The organism is Massilia sp. YIM B02763, assembly GCF_030412015.1.
GTDB lineage: Bacteria > Pseudomonadota > Gammaproteobacteria > Burkholderiales > Burkholderiaceae_D > Telluria.
Map to the genome: position 1 here is coordinate 22625 of NZ_JASNRD010000014.1, position 19297 is coordinate 41921.

General features: G+C 71.2%; 17 protein-coding genes. 9 read left to right on the plus strand and 8 right to left on the minus strand.

Annotated features, from left to right (window positions below; all coding sequences use genetic code 11):
* The first annotated feature begins 14 nt into the window (after positions 1 to 14).
* From pcaF to lldD, 8 genes are all read left to right on the plus strand, one after another.
* On the plus strand, positions 15 to 1217 hold the full coding sequence (gene pcaF / locus QPK32_RS17375) for a 3-oxoadipyl-CoA thiolase (protein WP_290414053.1): 1203 nt from the start codon (positions 15 to 17) through the stop codon (positions 1215 to 1217).
* Between the two features lie 181 nt (positions 1218 to 1398).
* A complete protein-coding gene (locus QPK32_RS17380) occupies positions 1399 to 2802 on the plus strand; it encodes a histidine kinase (RefSeq protein WP_290414054.1) in 1404 nt (467 codons plus the stop codon).
* Positions 2799 to 3455, plus strand: a complete 657-nt coding sequence (locus tag QPK32_RS17385) for a response regulator transcription factor (protein WP_290414055.1) — start codon at positions 2799 to 2801, stop codon at positions 3453 to 3455. The genes QPK32_RS17380 and QPK32_RS17385 overlap by 4 nt, the downstream gene beginning before the upstream one ends.
* 181 nt (positions 3456 to 3636) lie before the next feature.
* Positions 3637 to 4491 (plus strand): hypothetical protein, encoded by an 855-nt coding sequence (locus QPK32_RS17390; protein WP_290414056.1) that lies wholly within the window; start codon positions 3637 to 3639, stop codon positions 4489 to 4491.
* Positions 4492 to 4662: 171 nt separating this feature from the next.
* A complete protein-coding gene (locus QPK32_RS17395; RefSeq protein ID WP_290414057.1) occupies positions 4663 to 6117 on the plus strand; it encodes an efflux transporter outer membrane subunit in 1455 nt (484 codons plus the stop codon).
* 11 nt (positions 6118 to 6128) lie between these two features.
* Positions 6129 to 7364 (plus strand): efflux RND transporter periplasmic adaptor subunit, encoded by a 1236-nt coding sequence (locus QPK32_RS17400; RefSeq protein ID WP_290414058.1) that lies wholly within the window; start codon positions 6129 to 6131, stop codon positions 7362 to 7364.
* A 7-nt stretch (positions 7365 to 7371) separates the two neighbouring features.
* Entirely contained in the window at positions 7372 to 8808 is a 1437-nt protein-coding gene (locus tag QPK32_RS17405; protein ID WP_290414059.1) for an MFS transporter, read from the plus strand.
* 153 nt (positions 8809 to 8961) lie between these two features.
* The gene (gene lldD / locus QPK32_RS17410) at positions 8962 to 10092 is read left to right on the plus strand and encodes an FMN-dependent L-lactate dehydrogenase LldD (protein ID WP_290414060.1); all 1131 of its coding nucleotides are present in this window, start codon (positions 8962 to 8964) and stop codon (positions 10090 to 10092) included.
* A gap of 144 nt (positions 10093 to 10236) precedes the next feature.
* On the opposite strand, the gene QPK32_RS17415 is transcribed toward lldD, so the two are convergent.
* The 8 genes from QPK32_RS17415 to QPK32_RS17450 all read right to left on the minus strand — a co-directional run bounded on the left by QPK32_RS17415 (position 10237) and on the right by QPK32_RS17450 (position 17458).
* Positions 10237 to 10515, minus strand: coding sequence for an MSMEG_0570 family nitrogen starvation response protein (locus QPK32_RS17415; RefSeq protein WP_290414061.1), 279 nt, complete (start codon positions 10513 to 10515; stop codon positions 10237 to 10239).
* Entirely contained in the window at positions 10508 to 11689 is a 1182-nt protein-coding gene (locus QPK32_RS17420) for an MSMEG_0565 family glycosyltransferase (RefSeq protein ID WP_290414062.1), read from the minus strand. The genes QPK32_RS17415 and QPK32_RS17420 overlap by 8 nt, the downstream gene beginning before the upstream one ends.
* Position 11690: 1 nt before the next feature.
* Entirely contained in the window at positions 11691 to 12677 is a 987-nt protein-coding gene (locus QPK32_RS17425; protein WP_290414063.1) for a sll0787 family AIR synthase-like protein, read from the minus strand.
* Positions 12674 to 13804, minus strand: a complete 1131-nt coding sequence (locus QPK32_RS17430) for an MSMEG_0568 family radical SAM protein (RefSeq protein ID WP_290414064.1) — start codon at positions 13802 to 13804, stop codon at positions 12674 to 12676. Before QPK32_RS17430 ends, QPK32_RS17425 begins: the two co-directional genes overlap by 4 nt.
* Positions 13801 to 14802: a Nit6803 family nitrilase gene (locus tag QPK32_RS17435; RefSeq protein ID WP_290414065.1), complete on the minus strand. Its 1002-nt coding sequence runs from the start codon at positions 14800 to 14802 to the stop codon at positions 13801 to 13803. The genes QPK32_RS17430 and QPK32_RS17435 overlap by 4 nt, the downstream gene beginning before the upstream one ends.
* A gap of 15 nt (positions 14803 to 14817) precedes the next feature.
* On the minus strand, positions 14818 to 15300 hold the full coding sequence (locus QPK32_RS17440) for an MSMEG_0572/Sll0783 family nitrogen starvation response protein (RefSeq protein ID WP_290414066.1): 483 nt from the start codon (positions 15298 to 15300) through the stop codon (positions 14818 to 14820).
* Between the two features lie 278 nt (positions 15301 to 15578).
* A complete protein-coding gene (locus QPK32_RS17445; RefSeq protein ID WP_290414067.1) occupies positions 15579 to 16892 on the minus strand; it encodes an MSMEG_0569 family flavin-dependent oxidoreductase in 1314 nt (437 codons plus the stop codon).
* Complete coding sequence (locus tag QPK32_RS17450; protein ID WP_290414068.1) at positions 16889 to 17458, minus strand: MSMEG_0567/Sll0786 family nitrogen starvation N-acetyltransferase; 570 nt, start codon at positions 17456 to 17458, stop codon at positions 16889 to 16891. The genes QPK32_RS17445 and QPK32_RS17450 overlap by 4 nt, the downstream gene beginning before the upstream one ends.
* A 287-nt stretch (positions 17459 to 17745) precedes the next feature.
* Between QPK32_RS17450 and QPK32_RS17455 the strand changes: the two genes are divergently transcribed.
* Entirely contained in the window at positions 17746 to 19143 is a 1398-nt protein-coding gene (locus QPK32_RS17455) for a PLP-dependent aminotransferase family protein (RefSeq protein ID WP_290414069.1), read from the plus strand.
* Positions 19144 to 19297: the final 154 nt, after the last annotated feature.

Consider the following 19297-nt stretch of genomic DNA (forward strand, 5'->3'; position numbering starts at 1 on the left):
ACAAGGAGATCACCATGCAAGATGCTTTCATCGTCGATGCAGTGCGCACCCCGATCGGCCGCTACGGCGGCGCCCTGAAGGACGTGCGCGCCGACGACCTCGGCGCCATTCCCATCCGCGAACTCGTGCGCCGCAACCCGGACGTCGACTGGAAGGCCGTCGACGACGTCCTCTACGGCTGCGCCAACCAGGCCGGCGAGGACAACCGCAACGTGGCGCGCATGGCGCTGCTGCTGGCCGGGCTGCCGCAGGAGGTGCCGGGCACCACCGTCAACCGCCTGTGCGGCTCGGGCCTGGACGCCGTCGGCAGCGCCGCGCGCGCGATCCGTACCGGCGAGGCTCGCCTCGTCATCGCCGGCGGCGTCGAGTCGATGACGCGCGCGCCGTTCGTGATGGGCAAGGCCGATTCCGCGTTCTCGCGCAGCGCCACCATGTACGACACGACGATGGGCTGGCGCTTCCCGAACCCCCTGATGGAACAGCTGTACGGCACCGATTCGATGCCGGAGACGGCCGAGAACGTGGCGGACGACTACGGCATCAGCCGCGCCGACCAGGACGCGTTCGCCCTCGCCAGCCAGGCCAAGGCCGCGCGCGCCCAGGCCGACGGCAGCTTCGACCAGGAGATCGTGCCCGTGCTGGTCCCCCAGAAGAAAGGCGACCCGGTCCGCTTCGCACGCGACGAGCACCCGCGCGAGACGAGCCTCGAAGTGCTGGCCAAGCTCAAGCCCGTCGTCCGTGCGGGCGGCACGGTCACCGCGGGCAATGCGTCCGGCATCAACGACGGCGCCTGCGCGCTGCTGCTGGCGAATGCCGAGGCGGTGGCGCAATACGGCTTGACGCCGCGCGCCCGCGTCCTCGGCATGGCGACCGCCGGCGTGGCGCCGCGCGTGATGGGCATGGGCCCGGTCCCGGCCGTGCAGAAGCTGCTGCGCCAGCTCGACATGCGCCTCGAGCAGTTCGACGTCATCGAGCTGAACGAAGCGTTCGCGGCCCAGGGCCTGGCAGTGCTGCGCCAGCTCGGCATCGCCGACGACGATGCGCGCGTCAATCCGAACGGCGGCGCCATCGCGCTCGGCCACCCGCTCGGCATGAGCGGTGCGCGCCTGGCCACCGCGGCCACCTGGCAGCTGCAGCGCACGGGCGGGCGCTACGCGCTGTGCACGATGTGCATCGGCGTGGGGCAGGGCATCGCCGTCGCCATCGAGCGGGTCTGAGCGACCGGCCGGCGCCGCGCGGCGCGCCCGCGGGCGCGTCGCTGATGCCGACGCCGATGCCGATGCCGATGTTCGCCCGGCGCGGCCGTGTGCGCATGCGGAGGCGCGGTCCGCCCTATAATCGTGGTTTTGCTGCATCACGTCCCCATCCACCCGGCCGGGGACTGCGGGGCTCCACGCCATGTTCTTGCGCTTTTTCATCGCCATGTTTCTCGCGTCGACCGTCGGCATGACGGCCTTCGGCGCCGGCCTGCATTACCTCGACAACCGGCGCACGCGCGCGACGCTCGCCTCCGAGGAGTTCATGGACCACGCGCGCCAGGCCTTCGACGCGGCCGCGCCGCTGCTGCGTTTCGCTGCCGCGAATCCCGCCACCTGCGAGGATGCGCTGCGCCTGTTCATGTCCGACTTGTTCCCCCAGGGGAGCCTGCCCAACACGGGCGCCAACGCGCTGCGCCAGCTGCTGGCCGACGGCCGCGCGGCGTTCTCGTATGCGAACGCGGACGGCGTCGGCTGCAGCTATCCGCATGGCGCCAAGGTCGACGCGTCGGCCGCCCGCGTGGATGGCGTCGCCCAGCCCGCCAAGCGCAACTACCAGGTGCTGCTGGGCGCCGGCGGCGACCGCCTGGCGCTGCGCCTGCGCCTGCACGGGCCGTTGGGGGCGCTCGCGCATTCGCCCACGTCGGCCTGGACCGTCGGCTTCTCGCTGATCGTCGTGCTGAACCTGGCCTGCGCGGCGACGCTGGTACCGCTGCTCGTGCGGCGCATCCGCCGCGCCCAGCGCGCCGCCCGCGCCTGGACCCAGGGGGACACGCGCATGCGCATCGTCGACACGATCAATGACGAATTCGGCGACCTGGCGCGTTCCTTCAACCGCCTGGCCGATTCGTTCGCGGAAGTCATCCGCGTCAAGCAGCACCTGGCCGCCGCCGACGAGCGCAACCGCCTGGCGCGCGAATTGCACGACACGGCCAAGCAGCGCGCCTTTGCCCTCAGCCTGCAACTGACGGCGCTGAAGTCGAAGGCCGCGCAGGATCCGGAACGGCGCGAGCGCATCGTCGCCACGTCCGTGACGCTGGTGCGGCAGTTGCAGAGCGACCTGGCGGGCGTGATCCAGCGCCTGTCCGGCTCGACCTTGGCCGAAGCGGGCGTACGGGCGGTGCTGGCCGAAGAGGTGCCGGCGCTGCTGGACGGTTCGGGCATCGGCTGGACCGTCGACATCGCGGACGACGTCGACGCGGCGCTGCGCGAGGCGCCCGAGATCTCGCAGCAGGTGCTCCTGATCGCCATCGAGGCCGTCGCCAACGCCCGGGAGCATGCGCGCGCGCGGCGCGTGGCGATCGCGCTGGCCGGCGATCCGTCGGGCTTTGTGTTGGACGTCAGCGACGACGGCGAGGGCTTCGACGTGCGCAATCCCGCGCGCGTGGGGATGGGCCTGGTGAACATGCGGGCCCGTGCACGCGCCCTGCCGCACGGGGCGTTCGAGATCGCCAGCGCGCCGACGTCCGGCACGCGGGTGTCGGTGACGTTCCGGCTCGCGCATGCGGCGACACCGGAACGAACGAAGGAAGGAGCCCCGGCATGAAGCCAAGCGTCCTGCTGGTCGACGACCACGCCGTCGTGCGCGACGGCCTCGCCAGCCTGCTCACCATCGCCGGGAACTACGGCGAGATTCATCACGCGGCCGACGGCGACGCCGCCATCGCCGTCGCCCAGGACACGAAGCCGGACATCGTCGTCATCGACCTGCTGATGCCGAACATGCCGACGGCGGGCGCCATCCGCATCCTGCGCACGGTAGCGCCGGATGCCGCCATCGTCGTGCTGACGTCGAGCCAGGACGAGAAGGCGGCGTTCGCCGCGCTGGAGGCGGGCGCCCATTCCTTCCTGCTGAAGTCGATGTCGGGCGACGAGATCCTGGAAGCGATGGAGCGCATCGCCGCCGGCACCCCCGTGATCCACCCGGCGGTGACATCGCGCATGGTCGACATGCTGCGCACGCGCGGCAGCACGCGCCAGGACCCCTTCCACGCGCTGACGGCGCGCGAGCTCGACGTCCTGGTCGAACTGGCCAAGGGCGCCAGCAACGGCAAGATCGCCACCACGCTGGACATCACGGAACGCACCGTCAAGGCCCACATCAGCAGCGTGTTTGCCAAGCTGGGATTGAACGACCGCACGGAAGCCGTGGCGTTCGCGTGGCGTCACCGCCTCATCACCCCGTCAGACCTCGACTAGGCCACGCCCCATCGACAGGCTGTTGCACCGCACAAGCGGGCACGCATGGGCCGCACGACCGAGGCGGCCTAGTACTTTCGTACAAGGCCGCATTCAATCGTGCGCATTAGCATAATGTCATCAATTCCGCATCGACCTGGATCCATGCGGTGTGTTGACTTAACCAAGAGGCTAATACATCATGACGCGCACCAGCGGTACCCCATCCGTTTCCACCACCTTCCGCATCCTTCCCGTGGCCCTGGCCATCGCTTCGGCCACCCTGAGCCTGGCCAGCGGCTCGGCCGCCGCCCAGGCTTCGCCGGCGCTGGACCGCATCAGCGTGTCGGCCGGCGGCTTCTACGTCGAACCGAAGGTGCGCGCCGAGGGCGATACCGACTATGGCCGCGTGCGCACGCCGGAAGGCGAGGATGGCCACACCACGCTGCCGCGCGTGAAGGCCGAACTGCTGATCGGCGACTCGCACGGCCTGTCGTTCGATTACTTCCGCTACCACAAATCGTATTCGCCGGAATTCGCCGGCAGCACCGTGGTCGACGGCCAGAACGTCTCGGCCACCGCCCGCGCCGACGCCAAGCTGGAACTGGACCTGGCCAAGCTGGCCTATAAATTCTGGATGGGCAAGGGCAACGACGTATTCGGCGTGGGCCTGGGCGCCGCCTACTACCGCGCCGCCATCAAGGGCAGCGGCACCGTGACCGCCAGCGCCACCGGCGTGCCGTCGCAGTCCGTGGACTTCCGCGGCGACGAGAGCGAAAGCGCGTTCGCGCCGCTGGTCGAACTGGCCTGGCGCCATGCGTTCTCGCCGGAGTGGCGCATGGTCGCGGAAGCGTCGGGCATCAAGAAGAACGGCGGCAACGTCAACGGCCATATCTACGGCGGCTCGATCGGCGCCGAGTGGTTCCCGGCCAAGAACGTCGGCCTGGCGCTCGACTACGGCATCCAGAAGATCTCGCTGAACCACGACTCCGACCATGACGCCAGCGTCGACGTGCGCCTGAAAGGCCCGTCGGCCTACCTCAAAGTGCGCTTCTGACGCGCGCGCTCCCGGCCCGCTTGCCGGGAGCCGTTCTCCACTTCGCCGCGCCTCGCATCCGCCATACGGCAGATGCGCGCGTGCCCCCTCATCTGCTGTAATGCCGGTTGCCGACGCGGCCGCGCCCTCTCGCACGTTCCGCTGCGGCCGTATCCACCGTCGAGGCAGAACATGCGCAGGTCCGAACACTCCCTTTCCATGCTCGTCGTGGCCGCCCTGTTGGCCGGCTGCGCGGGCATGGGCCCGCACACGCCGCGTGCCGCGCTGGCCGGCACGGCGGCGTTGCCGGCCGCCGGCGCGATCGCCGAGGCGAGCCTTCCGTCCGCCGGCTGGCCCGGGCAGGACTGGTGGCGTGCCTATGGCGACCCGCAACTGGACCGGCTGGTCGAGCGGGCCCGCGCCGACAGCCCGACGGTGGCTGCGGCCCTGGCCCGCGTGCGCCAGGCCGCGGCGCTGGAAGGCGTGGCCGAGGCCGCGCTGGGCCCGCAGGCAAACCTGTCGGCGCGCAGCAGCCGCCAGCACTTCAGCGCCAACAGCAATATCCCGAAGCCGCTGGCCGGATCCTGGCGCTGGTTCAACGACGCCAGCGTGGGCCTGAGCTACGAGGTCGACTTCTGGGACAAGAACCAGGCCGCCGTGCGCGCCGCCGCGGGCCGCGTCGACGCCCAGGCGGCCGAGGCGCAGTCGGCCGCGCTGGCGCTGTCGGTGTCCGTCGTGCAGGCCTACCTGCGCCTGGACCAGCTCCATGCCCAGCGCGACCTGGCGGAACGGGCGCTGCGCCAGCGCGAGCAGACGCGCGACCTCGTGGCCCGGCGCGTGGCCGCCCAACTGGATGCGCGCGCCGACCTGAAACAGGCGGAGATCGCCGTGCCGCAGGCCCGCGGCCAGCTCGCCGCCCTCGACGAGGCGATCGCCCTGACGCGCGGCCAACTGGCGGCGCTCGCCGGGCAGGGACCGGATGCGGGCCTGGCGCTCGAGCGCCCGCATATCGTCTTGCAGCGCGTGCCCGGCGTCCCGCCCGACCTGCCCGCGGCCCTGCTGGGGCGCCGTCCCGACCTGGTGGCGCTGCGCTGGCGCGTGGAGGCGGCCAGCGGCGACATCGACGTCGCCAAGGCCCAGTTCTACCCGAGCGTCAACCTGAGCGCGCTGGTGGGCGTGCAGAGCCTGGGCTTCGACCGCCTGCTGGAAGGAAGCAGCCGCTCGCTCGCGGCCGGCCCGCTGGTGACGCTGCCGCTGTTCGACGGCGGCCGCCTGCGCAGCAACCTGCAGGGACGCCATGCCGACTACGACCTGGCCGTGGAGCAGTACAACGGCGCCGTCATCGAAGCGCTGCGCGACGTGGTCGCGCAACTGACGTCGCTGCACTGGCTCGAGGCGCGCATGCGCGAGCAGGACGAGGCGCTGGCCGCGGCCGAGCAGGCATGGCAGCTGGCCGACGAGCGTTATCGCGCCGGCCTCGGCAACTTCCTGCAGGTGCTGGTGGCCGACGCGCAGGTGATCGCCGAGCGGCGCAACCGTACCGACCTGGCCGCCCGCGCCAACGAGCTGGACCTGAACCTGGTGCGCGCCCTGGGCGGGGGCTACGGCGCGGCCGACCCCGCGCCGGCGGCCGCCGGCGCACCGTAATGAGGAGCACGATGGAACCGAAGTCGCAAGAAGGACCCGCATCCGCCAACCCCGCACCCGCACCGACGCCCGCACCCGCGGCCGCGCCGACCCGGGCGCGCCGCTACGCCGGCCTGGCGCTGAGGGCGGCGTTGCCGCTCGTCGTGGTCGGCGTCGCCCTGTCGGCGCCCGGCCTGCTGCACTGGCAGCCGCACGGCGAGGCGACCGAGGATGCCTACGTGGAGGGCAACCTGGTGCAGGTCACGCCGCAGGTGGCCGGCACCGTGGTGCGCATCGGCGCCGACGACACGGACTATGTGCGCGCCGGCGACCCGCTCGTGCAACTGAACCCGCTCGACGCCCAGCTCGCGCTCGCGCGCGCCGAGGCGGGGCTGGCGAAGACGGCGCGCCAAGTGCGTGCCCAGTTCGCGAACGTGGAGCAATGGCGCGCCACCGTGGCGCTGCGCGCGACCGACCTGGCACGCGCCGAGAGCGACGTGGCGCGCCGCTACGGCCTGGTGGACAGCGGCGCCGTCTCGGGCGAGGACCTGCGCCACGCGAAAGACGCCACGGCCGCCGCGCGCGCCGCGCTGGCGGCCGCGCGCCAGCAGGAGCAGGCGGCGCGCGTGCTCGTGGACGGCACCACGGTCGAGGACCATCCGGAGGTGGCGGCTGCGATCGCCCAGGTGCGCGACGCCGCCGTGGCATTGTCGCGCACGGCGCTGGCGGCGCCCGTGGGCGGCATCGTGGCGCGCCGCAACGTGCAGATCGGGCAGCGCGTGGGCCAGGGCAGCCCCCTGATGGCGATCGTGCCGCTGGACCAGATGTGGGTCACGGCCAACCTCAAGGAAAACCAGCTGGCCGGGGTGCGCATCGGCCAGCCGGCCACCATGACCGCCGACGTCTACGGCAGCGAGGTCGTGTTCCACGGGCGCGTGGTCGGCCAGGAAGCGGGTACGGGCAGCGCCTTCGCCGCCGTGCCGGCGCAGAACGCGACCGGCAACTGGATCAAGGTGGTGCAGCGGGTGCCGGTGCGCATCGCGCTGGATCCGGCCGAGCTGCGCCGCCATCCGCTGCGCCTGGGCCTGTCGATGCGGGTGGAAGTGGATACCCGCGACCGCGGCGGACCGGCGCTGCTGCAGGCGGGCGTGCAGCGCACCGAATACGCGACTGCCGTGTTCGCGCGCGAGGACGCGGGCGCCGAGGCGATCATCGCGCGCGCCCTCGGCAAGCCGCAGGCGCACGCTCCCTCCGTGGCCGCGCGCTGAGCCGGCCATGCGCGCGCAAGCGATCCCGCGGCCGGCGCTGCTGGCCACGATCTTCGTCTTCAACTTCATCGAATTCCTGCAGTCCGGGATGGTGGTGTTCGCCTCCGCCGCGACCATGGGGCACGTCGGCGCTTCGCCCGAGGAGTACGCGCTGGCGACCGGGCTGTACGCGGCCGTCGCCGTCGTCGCGATCTCGCAGATGTCGGCGTGCGTGCAGCGCTTCGGCTGGCGCGACTTCATGCTCGGGTCGGCCCTGGTGTCGGCGCTGGGCGCCTGGACGTGCGCGGCGAGCACCTCGCTGTTCGGCTTCGCCGCCGGGCGCGTGCTGATGGCGGCGGGCGGCGGCGTCTTCATGACGGCCGCGCGCATGATGGTGAACTTCATTCCGCCGTCGCCGGCGCGCATCATCGGCATCGCGTCGTTCGGCGCCGCGCTGTCCGGCGGGCTCGCGCTGGCCTCGCTGGCGGCGGGCACCCTCGTCGGCGCGGAGGCCTGGAGCGGCATCTTCCTGCTGCTCGCGACGCTGGCGCTGCTGGGCGGCGCGCTGGCGTGGCGCTGGCTGCCGAACGGCGCCGATACCCTCGACGCGTCGCCCAGCCGCTTCGACCTGGGCGACAGCCTGGCGCTGGGCGGCGCCGCCTTCCTGCTGCTGTACGGCCTGCAGCGCCTGGTCTACGACTGGCACCGCGAGCGCGCCGACGTGTTGGCGCTCGTCGGCTGCGGCCTGCTGCTGGCCGTGCTGTTCTACGCGCGCCACCGGCGCCGGCCCGCGCGCTTCCTGCGCCTGGAGATGCTGCGCAGTCCGCGCTACCGCACGGGCTTGCTGATCTTCGCGAGCTGCTACACGCTGCTGGGCATGTTCAACACGGTGCTGCCGCAGCTGGTGCAGCGGGTGCTGGGCGTTCCGCTGCAGCAGGCGGGAGAACTGCAGGCGGCCGGGATGGCGCTCGGCATTCCCGTGTTCGCGGCAATGCTGCTGGTGGTGCGCAAGCATCCGCACGCGACCAAGTTCTACGTCACGGGCTTCCTCGCGCTGGCGGCGTTCGGCTGGCATTTCGCCCATCTCGATCCGGCCGCGCAACCCTGGCGCAGCGTGGCGCCGTGGATCGGCCTGTTCGGCACGTTCGTCATCCTCGCCATGGCGACGACGGCGCTGCACTCGTTCACGGACTTCCAGCACGACAACGTGCTGTTCTCCAATGCCCAGCAGCTGAAGAACATGCTGGGCCAGGTCGGCACGGCGCTCGGGGCGGGGTATGGGGGCGTGCTGCTGCAGGACCGCGGGGCGCTGCATGGAGAACGCCTGGCGGAGCAAGCCTCCGTCGGCGGCGCCGTGCTGCTGCAGCAGGGCAGCCTGCTGGCCGGCATCGACGTGTTCCTGCTGCTGGCCGTGACGGGCGTCGTCGGCGCCGTCCTGCTGGCCGTGCAGCGGCGCTTCGACTAAATAGATCGCTGAATCGATCGCCGAATCGATCGGCGGCAGGCGCCGTGGCCTTGCCGAAGCGGCGATGTTTGCGCAGAATAGGGTCGGGGACACCAGGGACGGCGACGCAGCCGTCCATACGACAACGACACCGGCGCGACGCCGCGACACGCCATGATCATTTCTTCCGCCACCGACTACCGCGAGGCGGCACGCCGCAAGCTGCCGCCGTTCCTGTTCCATTACCTCGACGGCGGCGCCGGCACCGAGACCACGCTACGCGCGAACGTCGACGACCTGCAGCAGGTGGCGCTGCGCCAGCGCGTGCTGAAGGGCTCCGCGCAGCTCGACCTGTCGACCGAATGGTTCGGCACGTCGCACCGGCTGCCGGTGGCGCTGGCGCCGATCGGCCTGGCGGGCATGTATGCGCGGCGCGGCGAGGTGCAGGCGGCGCGCGTGGCGGCGGAGCGCGGCATTCCCTTCATCCAGTCGACCGTGTCGGTGTGCGCGCTGAAGGAGGTGGCCGGCCGCTGCGACCAGCCCCTGTGGTGCCAGCTGTACGTGCTCAAGGACCGCGGCTTCATGCGCGACTACCTGCGGCGCGCCCGCGAACTGGGCATCGAGACGCTCGTGTTCACCGTCGACATGCCCGTGCCGGGCGCGCGCTACCGCGACGCCCATTCCGGCATGAGCGGCAGGAACGGTCCGCTGCGGCGCGTCGTGCAGGCCATGCTGCACCCGCGCTGGGCGCTGGACGTGGGCCTGCTGGGCCGTCCTCACGACCTGGGCAACATCTCGACCTACCGCGGCAACCCGACGGGCCTGGCCGACTACATCGGCTGGCTGGCCGCCAACTTCGATCCGGGCATCGACTGGGCCGACCTGCAGTGGATCCGCGACGAGTGGGACGGTCCGATGGTCATCAAGGGCATCCTCGACGCCGACGACGCGCGCGATGCCAGGGCCTTCGGCGCGGACGGCATCGTCGTCTCGAACCACGGCGGGCGCCAGCTGGACGGCGCGCTGTCGACGGCCAAGGCCTTGCCGGCGATCGCCGCCGCAGTCAAGGGCGACATGACGATCCTCGCCGACGGCGGCGTGCGCACGGGCCTGGACGTCGTGCGCATGCTGGCGCTGGGCGCGGACGGCGTGCTGCTGGGCCGCGCCTTCATCTACGCGCTGGCCGTCGCCGGCGGGGAGGGCGTGCGCAGGCTGCTGGACATCTTCGAGAAGGATATCCGGACCAGCATGGTGCTGACGGGCGTGAAGTCCGTGCGCGAGATCGGGCCGGAGATTCTCGCCTAGGGTCTACCCGACCGGTTTTTCGCTAACGGTAACACCGCCGCCCCTGCGAGAATACCGTCGCCCCTGCGAGAATACCGTCGCCCCTGCGAAGGCAGGGGCCCAAGTTCCTCGCGCCGCCACGTCCGCAAACCCGGGTCCCGGCCCTCATTCGGCAAAGCGTTCGACGCCAACCTGGCCTCCTTCGAACCGCTCCGCCTTCTGCTCGATCCTTGCCAGCTGGTCCAGCGCGGAAGAACAGGCGAAGCCGTATTTCGCCCTGACCCGCTCGCTGGCGATGTGCAAGGCTTCGCGGCTGCGCCGCACGAAATCGTCCACCGGATAGCGGCCGCCGACGTCGAGGTAATCCTTGATGACGAGCGAGGGCGAGTAGCAGTCGTCGACGGTGCCGTCCGGCCAGCGGACGGTGAAGCGCATTTCAGGCATGGGGTGCTCCCTGGGATGGGGTGGCGAGGCAGGCGCGATAGAGCGCGAGGTGGCGCACGGCCGAGCGGTGCCAGCTGTGCTGGGCGCACACGGCCTGGCCGCGTGCGCGCAGCCTCGTCGCCGTGGGCGGATCGCAGGCCTCGACGAGCGCGGCGGCGATCGACGCCGGATCGTCCGGATCGGCCCAGGCGCAGGCGCGTTCCGGCAGGTAGTCGGTAAATGGGGCGATGCGTGGGACGACGACCGGGGTGCCGCTCGCCATCGCTTCCAGCACGACGAGGCCGAAGCCTTCGCGCAGCGAGGGAAACGCCAGCACGTCGGCGCAGCGCAGCAGGGCGGGCATGTCCTTGTCGTCGATCCGGCCCAGCACTTGCAAAGGCCGGCCCGGCCCACGCTCGAGTCCCGCCGCGGCGACCCGGGCCTCGAATTCCCGCGCGTAGGCGCCGTGGTCCAGCAGGCTGGCGCCGCCCGCGATCACGAGCTGTGCGCGCGGCAGGCGGGCGCGCAGCAGCAGGAAGGCCTGCAAGATGCGCAGCGTGTTCTTGCGCGGCTCTATGCCGCCGACGGCCAGCACGACGGGTCCCGGACCCAGGCCCAGCCCGGCGCGCAGGGCCAGGTCGCGTTCGTTCGGCTCCGGCGTCCAGCGCGCCAGGTCGACGCCGTTGGATACCTGCAGCGCAGCGATGTCGTGTTCGCGTGCGAGCGTCTCGCACCACAGGCGGCTCACGCACAGCACGCGGTCGGCGGCGCGGTAGCCGCGCTCCTGCCAGGCGGCCAGCAGCGGATCGTCGAAGTCGTCCAGGTGGTGCACGGTGCGCACGAAGCCCGGGATGATGCCGCGCCCGCGCAGGACGGCGAGGGCGTTGGCGCTGATCGCATCCTGGGCGTGATAGATGTCGAATTGTGGCGCATCGGGACGGGCGAACCAGGCCACGTAGTCGTCGATGCCCTGCCGCACGCGCGCGGCGAGGTTTCCGTCCACGGCGCGCGCCGGCACGCCGGTCCAGCCGCAGCGCGTCTCGCGGAACAGCCCGCGTCCGTGCGGGTCGGGCGCCAGCACCGTCGCGTGCTGGCCCAGCGCATGCAGGGCGTCGCCCAGCTCGATGGCGTGCACGACGCCGCCGCGCGGATTCGTCGAGTGGGTCAGCAGGGCGATGCGCAGCGCCGCCTCCATCTCAGGCTCCCGGCGCGGCGCAGCCGATGAAGCGTTCTTCGGCGAAGTCCCACAGAGGGGCGCTCTCGCCGTCGTGGCGCAGCGTGACGCGCGTGCCGGGCATGACGCGCCCGAAGGCGGCGCAGGCGATGCCCCGCGCCGCGAAGCGCTGCCGCACGGCCTGCAGGTGCGCATCCGGGACGGCGAGCAGGAAGCCGTAGCTGGGAAAGGCGGCGAGCCAGCGTTCCAGCGCTACGCCATCCGGACGGGGCACGAGTGCCGGTTCGACCTCCGCGCCCACGCCGGAGCACTCCAGCAGCATCAGCGCCGTGCCGACGGCGCCGGCCATGCTGATGTCCTTGGCTGCCGCGCACAGGCCGTCCTCGGCCAGGCCGGGCAGGATCTCGAGGTCCGCGCGCAGGCGTTCGGGCGGCGCGCCCGTGCTGGCGTTCCAGTAGGCGTACGGTTCCTGGAAGCGGCCGCGCAGGTCGATGGCGGCGACGAGGTGGTCGCCGGGACGCGCATCGAAGCTGGTCAGGAGCTTGTTCGCCCGTCCCACGATGGCCACCGACAGCTGCTCGCGGTCGTTGCGCCGGTTGCTGTGGCCGCCCACGATGGGCACGCCGTACACGCGCGAGGCCTCGGCCAGGCCTTCCAGCACGGGCGCGGCCGCCGCGCCGCCACGGCTCCACAACGCGTCGACGACGGCCGTGGGCCGGCCGCCCATCGCATAGATGTCGCTCACGTTGACCATCACGCCGCAGTAGCCGGCGAACCACGGTTCGCGCTCGACGAATTCGTTGAGGAAGCCCTCGATGGCGAACAGCAGCCAGCCGTCGCCGTCGGGGATCGCCGCGCAATCGTCGCCCACGAGGACGGCGCTGGGCGCGCCGGCGGCCAGCAGGGGCAGCACGCCGTCGATGTCGCGCTTGTGGGCGAAGCCGCGGGTGTCGCGCAGGAAGCGCGCAAGGGCGCTGGCCGGGCCCTGGGGGAGGTCGGGAACGTTCATGCCGGCCTCTTTTCGTAGGTGGACAGCGTGGAGCAGGCGCCGCAGCGCCCGCAGCCGGCCTTGATCTCGCCGGAGCGCATGCCGTCCGCCTCCAGCATGCCGGCCAGCGGTTCTAGCACGCCGCGCATGAAGGCCGCATCCGGCGCCGGATGGTCTTCGAGCGGCGTGCCGGTGACGGGGACGAAGGGCACGACGAACGGGTACACGCCCATCTCGACGAGGCGCGCCGACGTGTCCAGGATCGCCTGCGGCGTGTCGCCCAGCCCGGCGAGGATATAGGTGCTGACCTGGCCGCGGCCGAACACGGCGACGGCGGCCTCGAAGGCGTCGAAGTAGCGCTCGAGGGGCACGCTGGCCTTGCCCGGCATGATGCGCGCGCGCACCTCCGGGGTGACGGCTTCCAGGTGCATGCCGAGCGCATCGATGCCGGCGTCGCGCATGCGCACGAACCAGGCGTCGTCGTCGGGCGGTTCGCACTGGCCCTGGATCGGCAGGTCGACAGCTGCTTTTACCCCAGCTGCGCTCTCGCACAGGATCTGGGCGCCGCGGTCGGTGGCGTTCGGCGTGCCCGTCGTCATGACCATGTGCCTGACGCCGTCAAGCTCCACGGCGGCGCGCGCCACCTCGGCCAGCTGCTGCGGGGTCTTGCGGGCGATGGTGCGGCCGGCGGCGAGCGACTGGCCGATGGCGCAGAACTGGCACATCTTGCGCCGGCTTTCGTAGCGGATGCAGGTCTGCAGCACGGTCGTCGCCAGCACGTCGGCGCCGTGCAGCGTGGCGATCTTGGAGTAGGGAATGCCGTCCGCGGTCTCCAGCTTGTAGAACCTGGGCTGGCGCGGGAAGGAGACGACGGCCAGCTCCACGCCGTCGCGCACGATGCGGCTGGTGCCGTCGGCCTGCGGCGCCTCGGCGACGTAGGGCGAGCTCCAGGAACCGGCCGTGTGCACGGGGATCATGACGGTGTGGCCGTCGATGGTGACGGCCTTGTGGTCGGTGGGGCCGGCGCCGCCGCGGCGGCTGGGCGCGCCGGCACCCGGGTCGGCCAGGCGCAGGCCGACGGACTGCAGTTCGGCGATCAGGTGGCTGTTCGTGGCGGGTTGCAATGCGAGATCGAGGGGGGCGTTCATGGCTGCTCCACGGGTTGGCGTTGCGGGAAGGCGGTTTCGGCCGGGGCGTCCTGCGCCGGCTCGCGCAGCGGATGCATCGTGGCGGCCGCGCGCCGGTCGATGGCGAGGCTGAGCAGTTCGGGGCGGGCGTAGTGCCCCACCGAATCCATCATGCGTTTGCGCTTCGTGATCAGGGACATGTCCAGGTCGGCGATGACGATGCCTTCGCCGCTGCGCATGGGTTCGGCCAGCAGCTTGCCCTCGGGGCTGACGATGGCCGTGCAGCAGCCTCCGCGCAGGGCGTTCTGGACGGCGGCGTCCGGCGTGATGGAGCGGATCTGCTCGTCGGTGAGCCAGCCGGTGGCGTTGACGACGAAGCAGCCCGATTCCAGCGCATGGTGGCGGATCGTCACCTCCATCTGGTCGGCGAAGATCTGGCCGACCATCGATCCGGGAAACTGGGCGCAGTGGATTTCCTCGTGCTGGGCCATGAGCGCATAGCGTGCCAGCGGGTTGTAGTGCTCCCAGCAGGCGAGCGCGCCGATGCGGCCGACCGCTGAATCGACGACGCGCAGGCCGCTGCCGTCGCCCTGGCCCCAGACCATGCGTTCGTGGTAGGTCGGGGTGATCTTGCGGCGCTTCAGGATCAACGTGCCGTCGGCGTCGAACACGAGCTGGGTGTTGTACAGCGAGCCGTGGTCGCGTTCGTTCACGCCCAGCACGACGACGACGCCCTGGCTGCGGGCCGCCGCGGCGACGGCATCCGTCACGGGGCCGGGCACGACGACGGCGCGCTCATACAGCAGCAGGTGCTCCGGACCCTGCTGGAAGGGCGGGCGGATGAACGAAAAGTAGGGATAGTAGGGGACGAAGGTCTCCGGGAATACGACCAGCCCGGCGCCCCGGGCCGCGGCGTCGGCGATCGCTTCGCACACCTTCGCCACGGTGCCGTCGCTGCTGTCCAGGTCCGGCGCGATCTGGACCGCCGCCGCCCGTACCACGTTCTTCCTTGCATTCATGGCCGCCCTCCAGGCTTACATGGTCCAGGTGTCGATGATCACCGCGTTGTCGCGGATGTGCAGCAGCTTGATGTCCAGCACGTCGAGGGGGCTGATGGGGCGGATGCCTTCGATCAGCGAGGACTCGCCGTGGCCGTACAGCGCCTGCAGCGCGAAGCGGCAGGCGTACACCTTGCCGCCCTCGGCCATGAACTTCATGATCTGGTTGCCGTAGTTCTGGTGGCCCGGGAAGGCGTCGTCGCCGATGGTCGGGAAGCCGCGCTGCACGCCCAGCTGCACGCCGGGGCCGTACAGCAGCACGGAGGTCTCGTAACCCTTGCGCTGCAGCCGGGTGGCCTGCAGCAGGTTGACGAAGCCGATCGAACCTTCGAACGCGACCGTGTGGAACGTCACCAGCGCCTTCTCGCCGGGCCGGGCCTTGACGTCCTCGAACACCTTCTCTTCGTAGTCCACGAAGAAGTCGCCTTTCTTGTGCAAGGGTTGGTTCACTGCTGGCATGGTCGTGCTCCTGTTGGTTGGTTGGAAAAGATCGGTACTGCATCCGGATTGATTGCATGCGGCGTGCCAGTCAATGCGCGACCGGCTCCGGATTGAATGGAGCCTTGTCCATTCAAGGAGGCCGTCCCGCAAGGGAAAGCGCGGGCCGGATTCTGCTGCTGCATACAAGTCATCCATTCAATCCGTGGCGGGCGCAGCGGCGTCCCTGCGCTGGCGCCCGCATTCGCGCGGTGCACGCTTGAAGCGCAGCGCACCGCATTCGTGCGCCGCACAGCGGCTCAAGCGTGCGCCAGCGCCGGCGCGGCATGCTGCTTGCCGGCCAGCGCCGCCGCGATGTGCTGGGCGAGGTAGTGCGCGTCGCGCGCCACGCCGGAAAAGCGGCCCGAGCCCCATGTGTGCAGCCAGGGCAGGCCGAGGAAGTACAGGCCCGGCTGCTCGCTGACGCCGCGCAGGTGCACGGGATGGCCGCGGCCGTCGAACACGGGCGCGTCGATCCAGCCGAAGTCCGGGCGCAGGCCGATGCACCAGACGATGGCGCCGATGCCCTCCGCTTCCAGGTCCAGGCTCGTGCGCTCCGCGTCCGGCTGCCACACGGGCGCATAGACGGAGGGCGGCGGCGCCGCGATGCCGCGCTCGTCGATGTACTTGTCGATGGCCGCGTTGATGCCGTTGTAGACCTTGTCGGCGGCATCCAGGTTGGCCTGCAGGTTCGGTGCGAACGCGAGCCGGCCGTCCTCGATGCCGGTGAGGGCGCCGTACAGCTGCATGCCCTCGCGGGCGAAGGCGCGCAGGTCGATGTCGCGGCCGCCGTCGCGCCCCGTCACGTAGTGGTTCGTGTTGTCGCGCACGCCCTCGCGCAGCGGGTGCTCGAGCACGGATTTCTCGTAGTAGCCCATGTCGGCCAGCCAGTCGACCACGTCGCGGCCGCGGTAGAAGCGGGCGCAGCGCGGCGCGTTGCCCGTCGCCAGGTGGACGCGGCGGCCGGCCAGGTGCAGGTCCTCGGCGATCTGGGCGCCGGACTGGCCGGAGCCGACGACGAGCACGGCCCCGTCGGGCAGCGCTTGCGGATTGCGGTAGTCGGCCGAATGGATCTGCGCGATCCCGGCCGGGAGCGCATCCGCGTAGTCGGGGACGATCGGATCCTGGTAGCAGCCGGATGCGACGACGACCTGGCGCGCCGTGGTCGGGCCCAGCGACGTCAGCACGGAGAATCCGGCGCCCGCCAGCAGGACGACCTTCAGCACCTCCACGCCTTCGCGCACGGGGGCGGCGACCTTGGCGACGAAGCGGTCCAGGTAGGCGACGATCTCGTCCTTCTTCATGAAGCCGTGCGGGTCGTCGCCGTCGTACGGGTGGCCGGGCAGCTGGCACTGCCAGTTGGGCGTGACGAGCGAGAACGCGTCCCAGCGCTGCGTGCGCCAGGCGTGGACCTGCGCATGCTTCTCGAACACGATGTGCCCGATGCCGGCCTGCTGCAGGTACCAGCTCATCGACAGGCCCGCCTGGCCGCCGCCGACGATGACGACGTCGTAGTGCGGCTGCAGCGGCGCGTGCGCGGCGGGCGTGGCGGACAGGGTGGCGGCGGTGCTCATTGCGGTTCTCCTTGGCGTTTGGATGGTTTGGCGAGGCCGCTGAAGCCGGCGTGCGGGTCGCGGCAGGGCGGGTAGCTGGCGAGCTTGGCCTGCATCAGGTGGTGCGGGCGGCCCAGCAGGGTTTCGGCATGCAGCACGTGCCAGTCGAGGCGCTCGAACAGGGGCACGTTCTGGCTCTGCACGTGGGCGCGGAAGGTCCGGCAGCCGAGCGCGTGGGCGCTGCACACGGCCAGGCGGATCAGGGTGACGCCGAGGCGCGCGTGATTGCGCCAGGCTGGATCCACGGCCAGGCGCGAGCCGAACCACAGGCCGTCGTCCGCATCGCCCTCCGCGTGGATGCGCACCGTGCCCACCACCTGGTCCGGCAGCCCGGCCACGCAGGACAGGGCGACGAGCAGCTGGGCGCGCTCGTCGACGGCGTCGCGGTCGTCGCCCGCGAAGATGCCCTGTTCCTCGCAGAACACGGCGCGGCGCAGGGCGTGCGCCTGCTCCGCCTCCCATGGCAGCGTCACCCATTTGACGCGGAATTCGCTGGGCAGGAAGGCCAGCGGCAAGTCACTCATCATGGCGTTACTCCTCGGTGCACATGCCGGGATTGAATGCAGGGGACGTGCCAATCAATGGGCCGTGGACCGCCATTTGTATGGAGGCGCTTGCGGTCAATCGGCCCGTCGCGGCGCATCCCGCACTGGCACGCCCCTTGCATCGATCCTGAGGTATCCGGCGGTTTTCCGGCCTCGGCACGGCCTCCATACAATCGCTGCAGTCAATCGCCGTTCGCCACCCGCACCCGCACGCATCACGGCGGTGCGTTCCATGCACTACAACGTATCGCCACGACCCGGAGCGCTGCATGAGCAAGAAGCACGAAGGCTGGATTCCCAAGCTCAAGAAGGGGACGACCCCCGTCTACCAGCAGATCGCCGGCGCGATCGCGGACGACATCACGACGGGGCGCCTGCTGCCCGAGCAGCGCCTGCCGCCGCAGCGCAAGCTGGCCGCACTGCTGGGCATCGACTTCACCACGGTGGCCCGCGCCTACGTCGAGGCGCAGCGCCGCGGCCTTGTCGATTCCACCGTGGGCCGCGGCACCTTCGTGTGCGGCCGGCGCCGCCCGGCGATCCCACGCGCCGTCGAGGGCCGGCCCAGCATCGACCTGTCGATGAACATGCCGCCCGAACCGGATTCGCCGGAGCTGGCGCAGCTGATGCAGGAAGGCTTCGCCCAGGTGGGCACGCGCCTGCGCGACCTGATGCGCTACCAGGACTTCTGCGGCTCGGCCGACGACCGCGCGGCCGGCGTGCTGTGGCTGCGCCGCCGCGGCCTGGTGGTGCCGGCCGAGCGCATGCTGGTCACGGCCGGCGCCCAGTGCGCGTTGCTGGCGGTGCTGGCCGCGCTGGCGCCGCCCGGTTCCGTGGTCTGTTGCGAGGAGCTGACCTATCCGGGCCTGCGCGCGCTGGCCGGGCAGCTTGGCCTGAAGCTGGTGGGGCTGCCGATGGATGGCCAGGGCATCGACGCCGTCGCCTTCGCCGCCGCCTGTGCCCAGTACGCACCCAAGGCCCTGTATTGCAATCCGACGCTGCTCAATCCCACGACATCCATCATCTCGGCCGAGCGCCGGCGCGCGCTGGTCGAGGTCGCGCGCTTCCATGGTGTGGCGATCATCGAGGACGATGCCTACGGCTTCCTGCCGCGCTCCGGGCCGCCGCCCATGGCCAGCATCGGTCCCGACATCACGTTCTATATCGCGGGTCTCGCCAAGTGCGTCGGCGCCGGCCTGCGCGTCGCGTTCCTGGTGGCGCCGGACGCGCAGCAGACGGCGCGGCTGACGGCATCGATCCGGGCGACGACGATGATGGTCTCGCCGATCACGGCGGCCCTGGCCACCCGCTGGATCCGCGACGGCACGGCCGACCTGATGCTGGGTGCGATCCGCAAGGAATGCGCCGTACGCCTGAAGATCGCGGCCAGGGCGCTGCCGGCCGGGAGCTACGATGCGGCGCCCGAGGGCTTTCACTTGTGGCTGCGCCTGCCCGCCAGCTGGGGCCGGCGCGAGTTCGCCGCGGCGATGGCGGCCGCCGGTGTCACCGTCGTCACCAGCGATGCGTTTACGGTGGGGCAGGGCGAGGGTCCCGATGCCGTACGGGTCTGCCTGGGCGGCACGGCCGACCGCTACGAAGTCCAGCACGCGCTGGAACTGATGGGGGATGCGCTGCGCCATGCGCCGCCGCTCCCGGCACATGGGGTATAAATAGGATCGAGCGTGATCGGACGATCATGACTGCGAGCAATATTTTCTTCGGTGCCAGGCGGTGGCGGCGATGGAAACGCTGTAGGTTAGCGATAACATCGTCCCTGATATCGTGTCGGTATTCCGGCCAGCCGTGGCACCACGTGTGTAATAT

Coding starts and splice junctions, on each gene's coding strand:
- pcaF (WP_290414053.1), top strand. CDS start 15: ATGCAAGATGCTTTCATCGTCGATGCAGTGCGCACCCCGATCGGCCGC.
- QPK32_RS17380 (WP_290414054.1), top strand. CDS start 1,399: ATGTTCTTGCGCTTTTTCATCGCCATGTTTCTCGCGTCGACCGTCGGC.
- QPK32_RS17385 (WP_290414055.1), top strand. CDS start 2,799: ATGAAGCCAAGCGTCCTGCTGGTCGACGACCACGCCGTCGTGCGCGAC.
- QPK32_RS17390 (WP_290414056.1), top strand. CDS start 3,637: ATGACGCGCACCAGCGGTACCCCATCCGTTTCCACCACCTTCCGCATC.
- QPK32_RS17395 (WP_290414057.1), top strand. CDS start 4,663: ATGCGCAGGTCCGAACACTCCCTTTCCATGCTCGTCGTGGCCGCCCTG.
- QPK32_RS17400 (WP_290414058.1), top strand. CDS start 6,129: ATGGAACCGAAGTCGCAAGAAGGACCCGCATCCGCCAACCCCGCACCC.
- QPK32_RS17405 (WP_290414059.1), top strand. CDS start 7,372: ATGCGCGCGCAAGCGATCCCGCGGCCGGCGCTGCTGGCCACGATCTTC.
- lldD (WP_290414060.1), top strand. CDS start 8,962: ATGATCATTTCTTCCGCCACCGACTACCGCGAGGCGGCACGCCGCAAG.
- QPK32_RS17415 (WP_290414061.1), bottom strand. CDS start 10,515: ATGCCTGAAATGCGCTTCACCGTCCGCTGGCCGGACGGCACCGTCGAC.
- QPK32_RS17420 (WP_290414062.1), bottom strand. CDS start 11,689: ATGGAGGCGGCGCTGCGCATCGCCCTGCTGACCCACTCGACGAATCCG.
- QPK32_RS17425 (WP_290414063.1), bottom strand. CDS start 12,677: ATGAACGTTCCCGACCTCCCCCAGGGCCCGGCCAGCGCCCTTGCGCGC.
- QPK32_RS17430 (WP_290414064.1), bottom strand. CDS start 13,804: ATGAACGCCCCCCTCGATCTCGCATTGCAACCCGCCACGAACAGCCAC.
- QPK32_RS17435 (WP_290414065.1), bottom strand. CDS start 14,802: ATGAATGCAAGGAAGAACGTGGTACGGGCGGCGGCGGTCCAGATCGCG.
- QPK32_RS17440 (WP_290414066.1), bottom strand. CDS start 15,300: ATGCCAGCAGTGAACCAACCCTTGCACAAGAAAGGCGACTTCTTCGTG.
- QPK32_RS17445 (WP_290414067.1), bottom strand. CDS start 16,892: ATGAGCACCGCCGCCACCCTGTCCGCCACGCCCGCCGCGCACGCGCCG.
- QPK32_RS17450 (WP_290414068.1), bottom strand. CDS start 17,458: ATGATGAGTGACTTGCCGCTGGCCTTCCTGCCCAGCGAATTCCGCGTC.
- QPK32_RS17455 (WP_290414069.1), top strand. CDS start 17,746: ATGAGCAAGAAGCACGAAGGCTGGATTCCCAAGCTCAAGAAGGGGACG.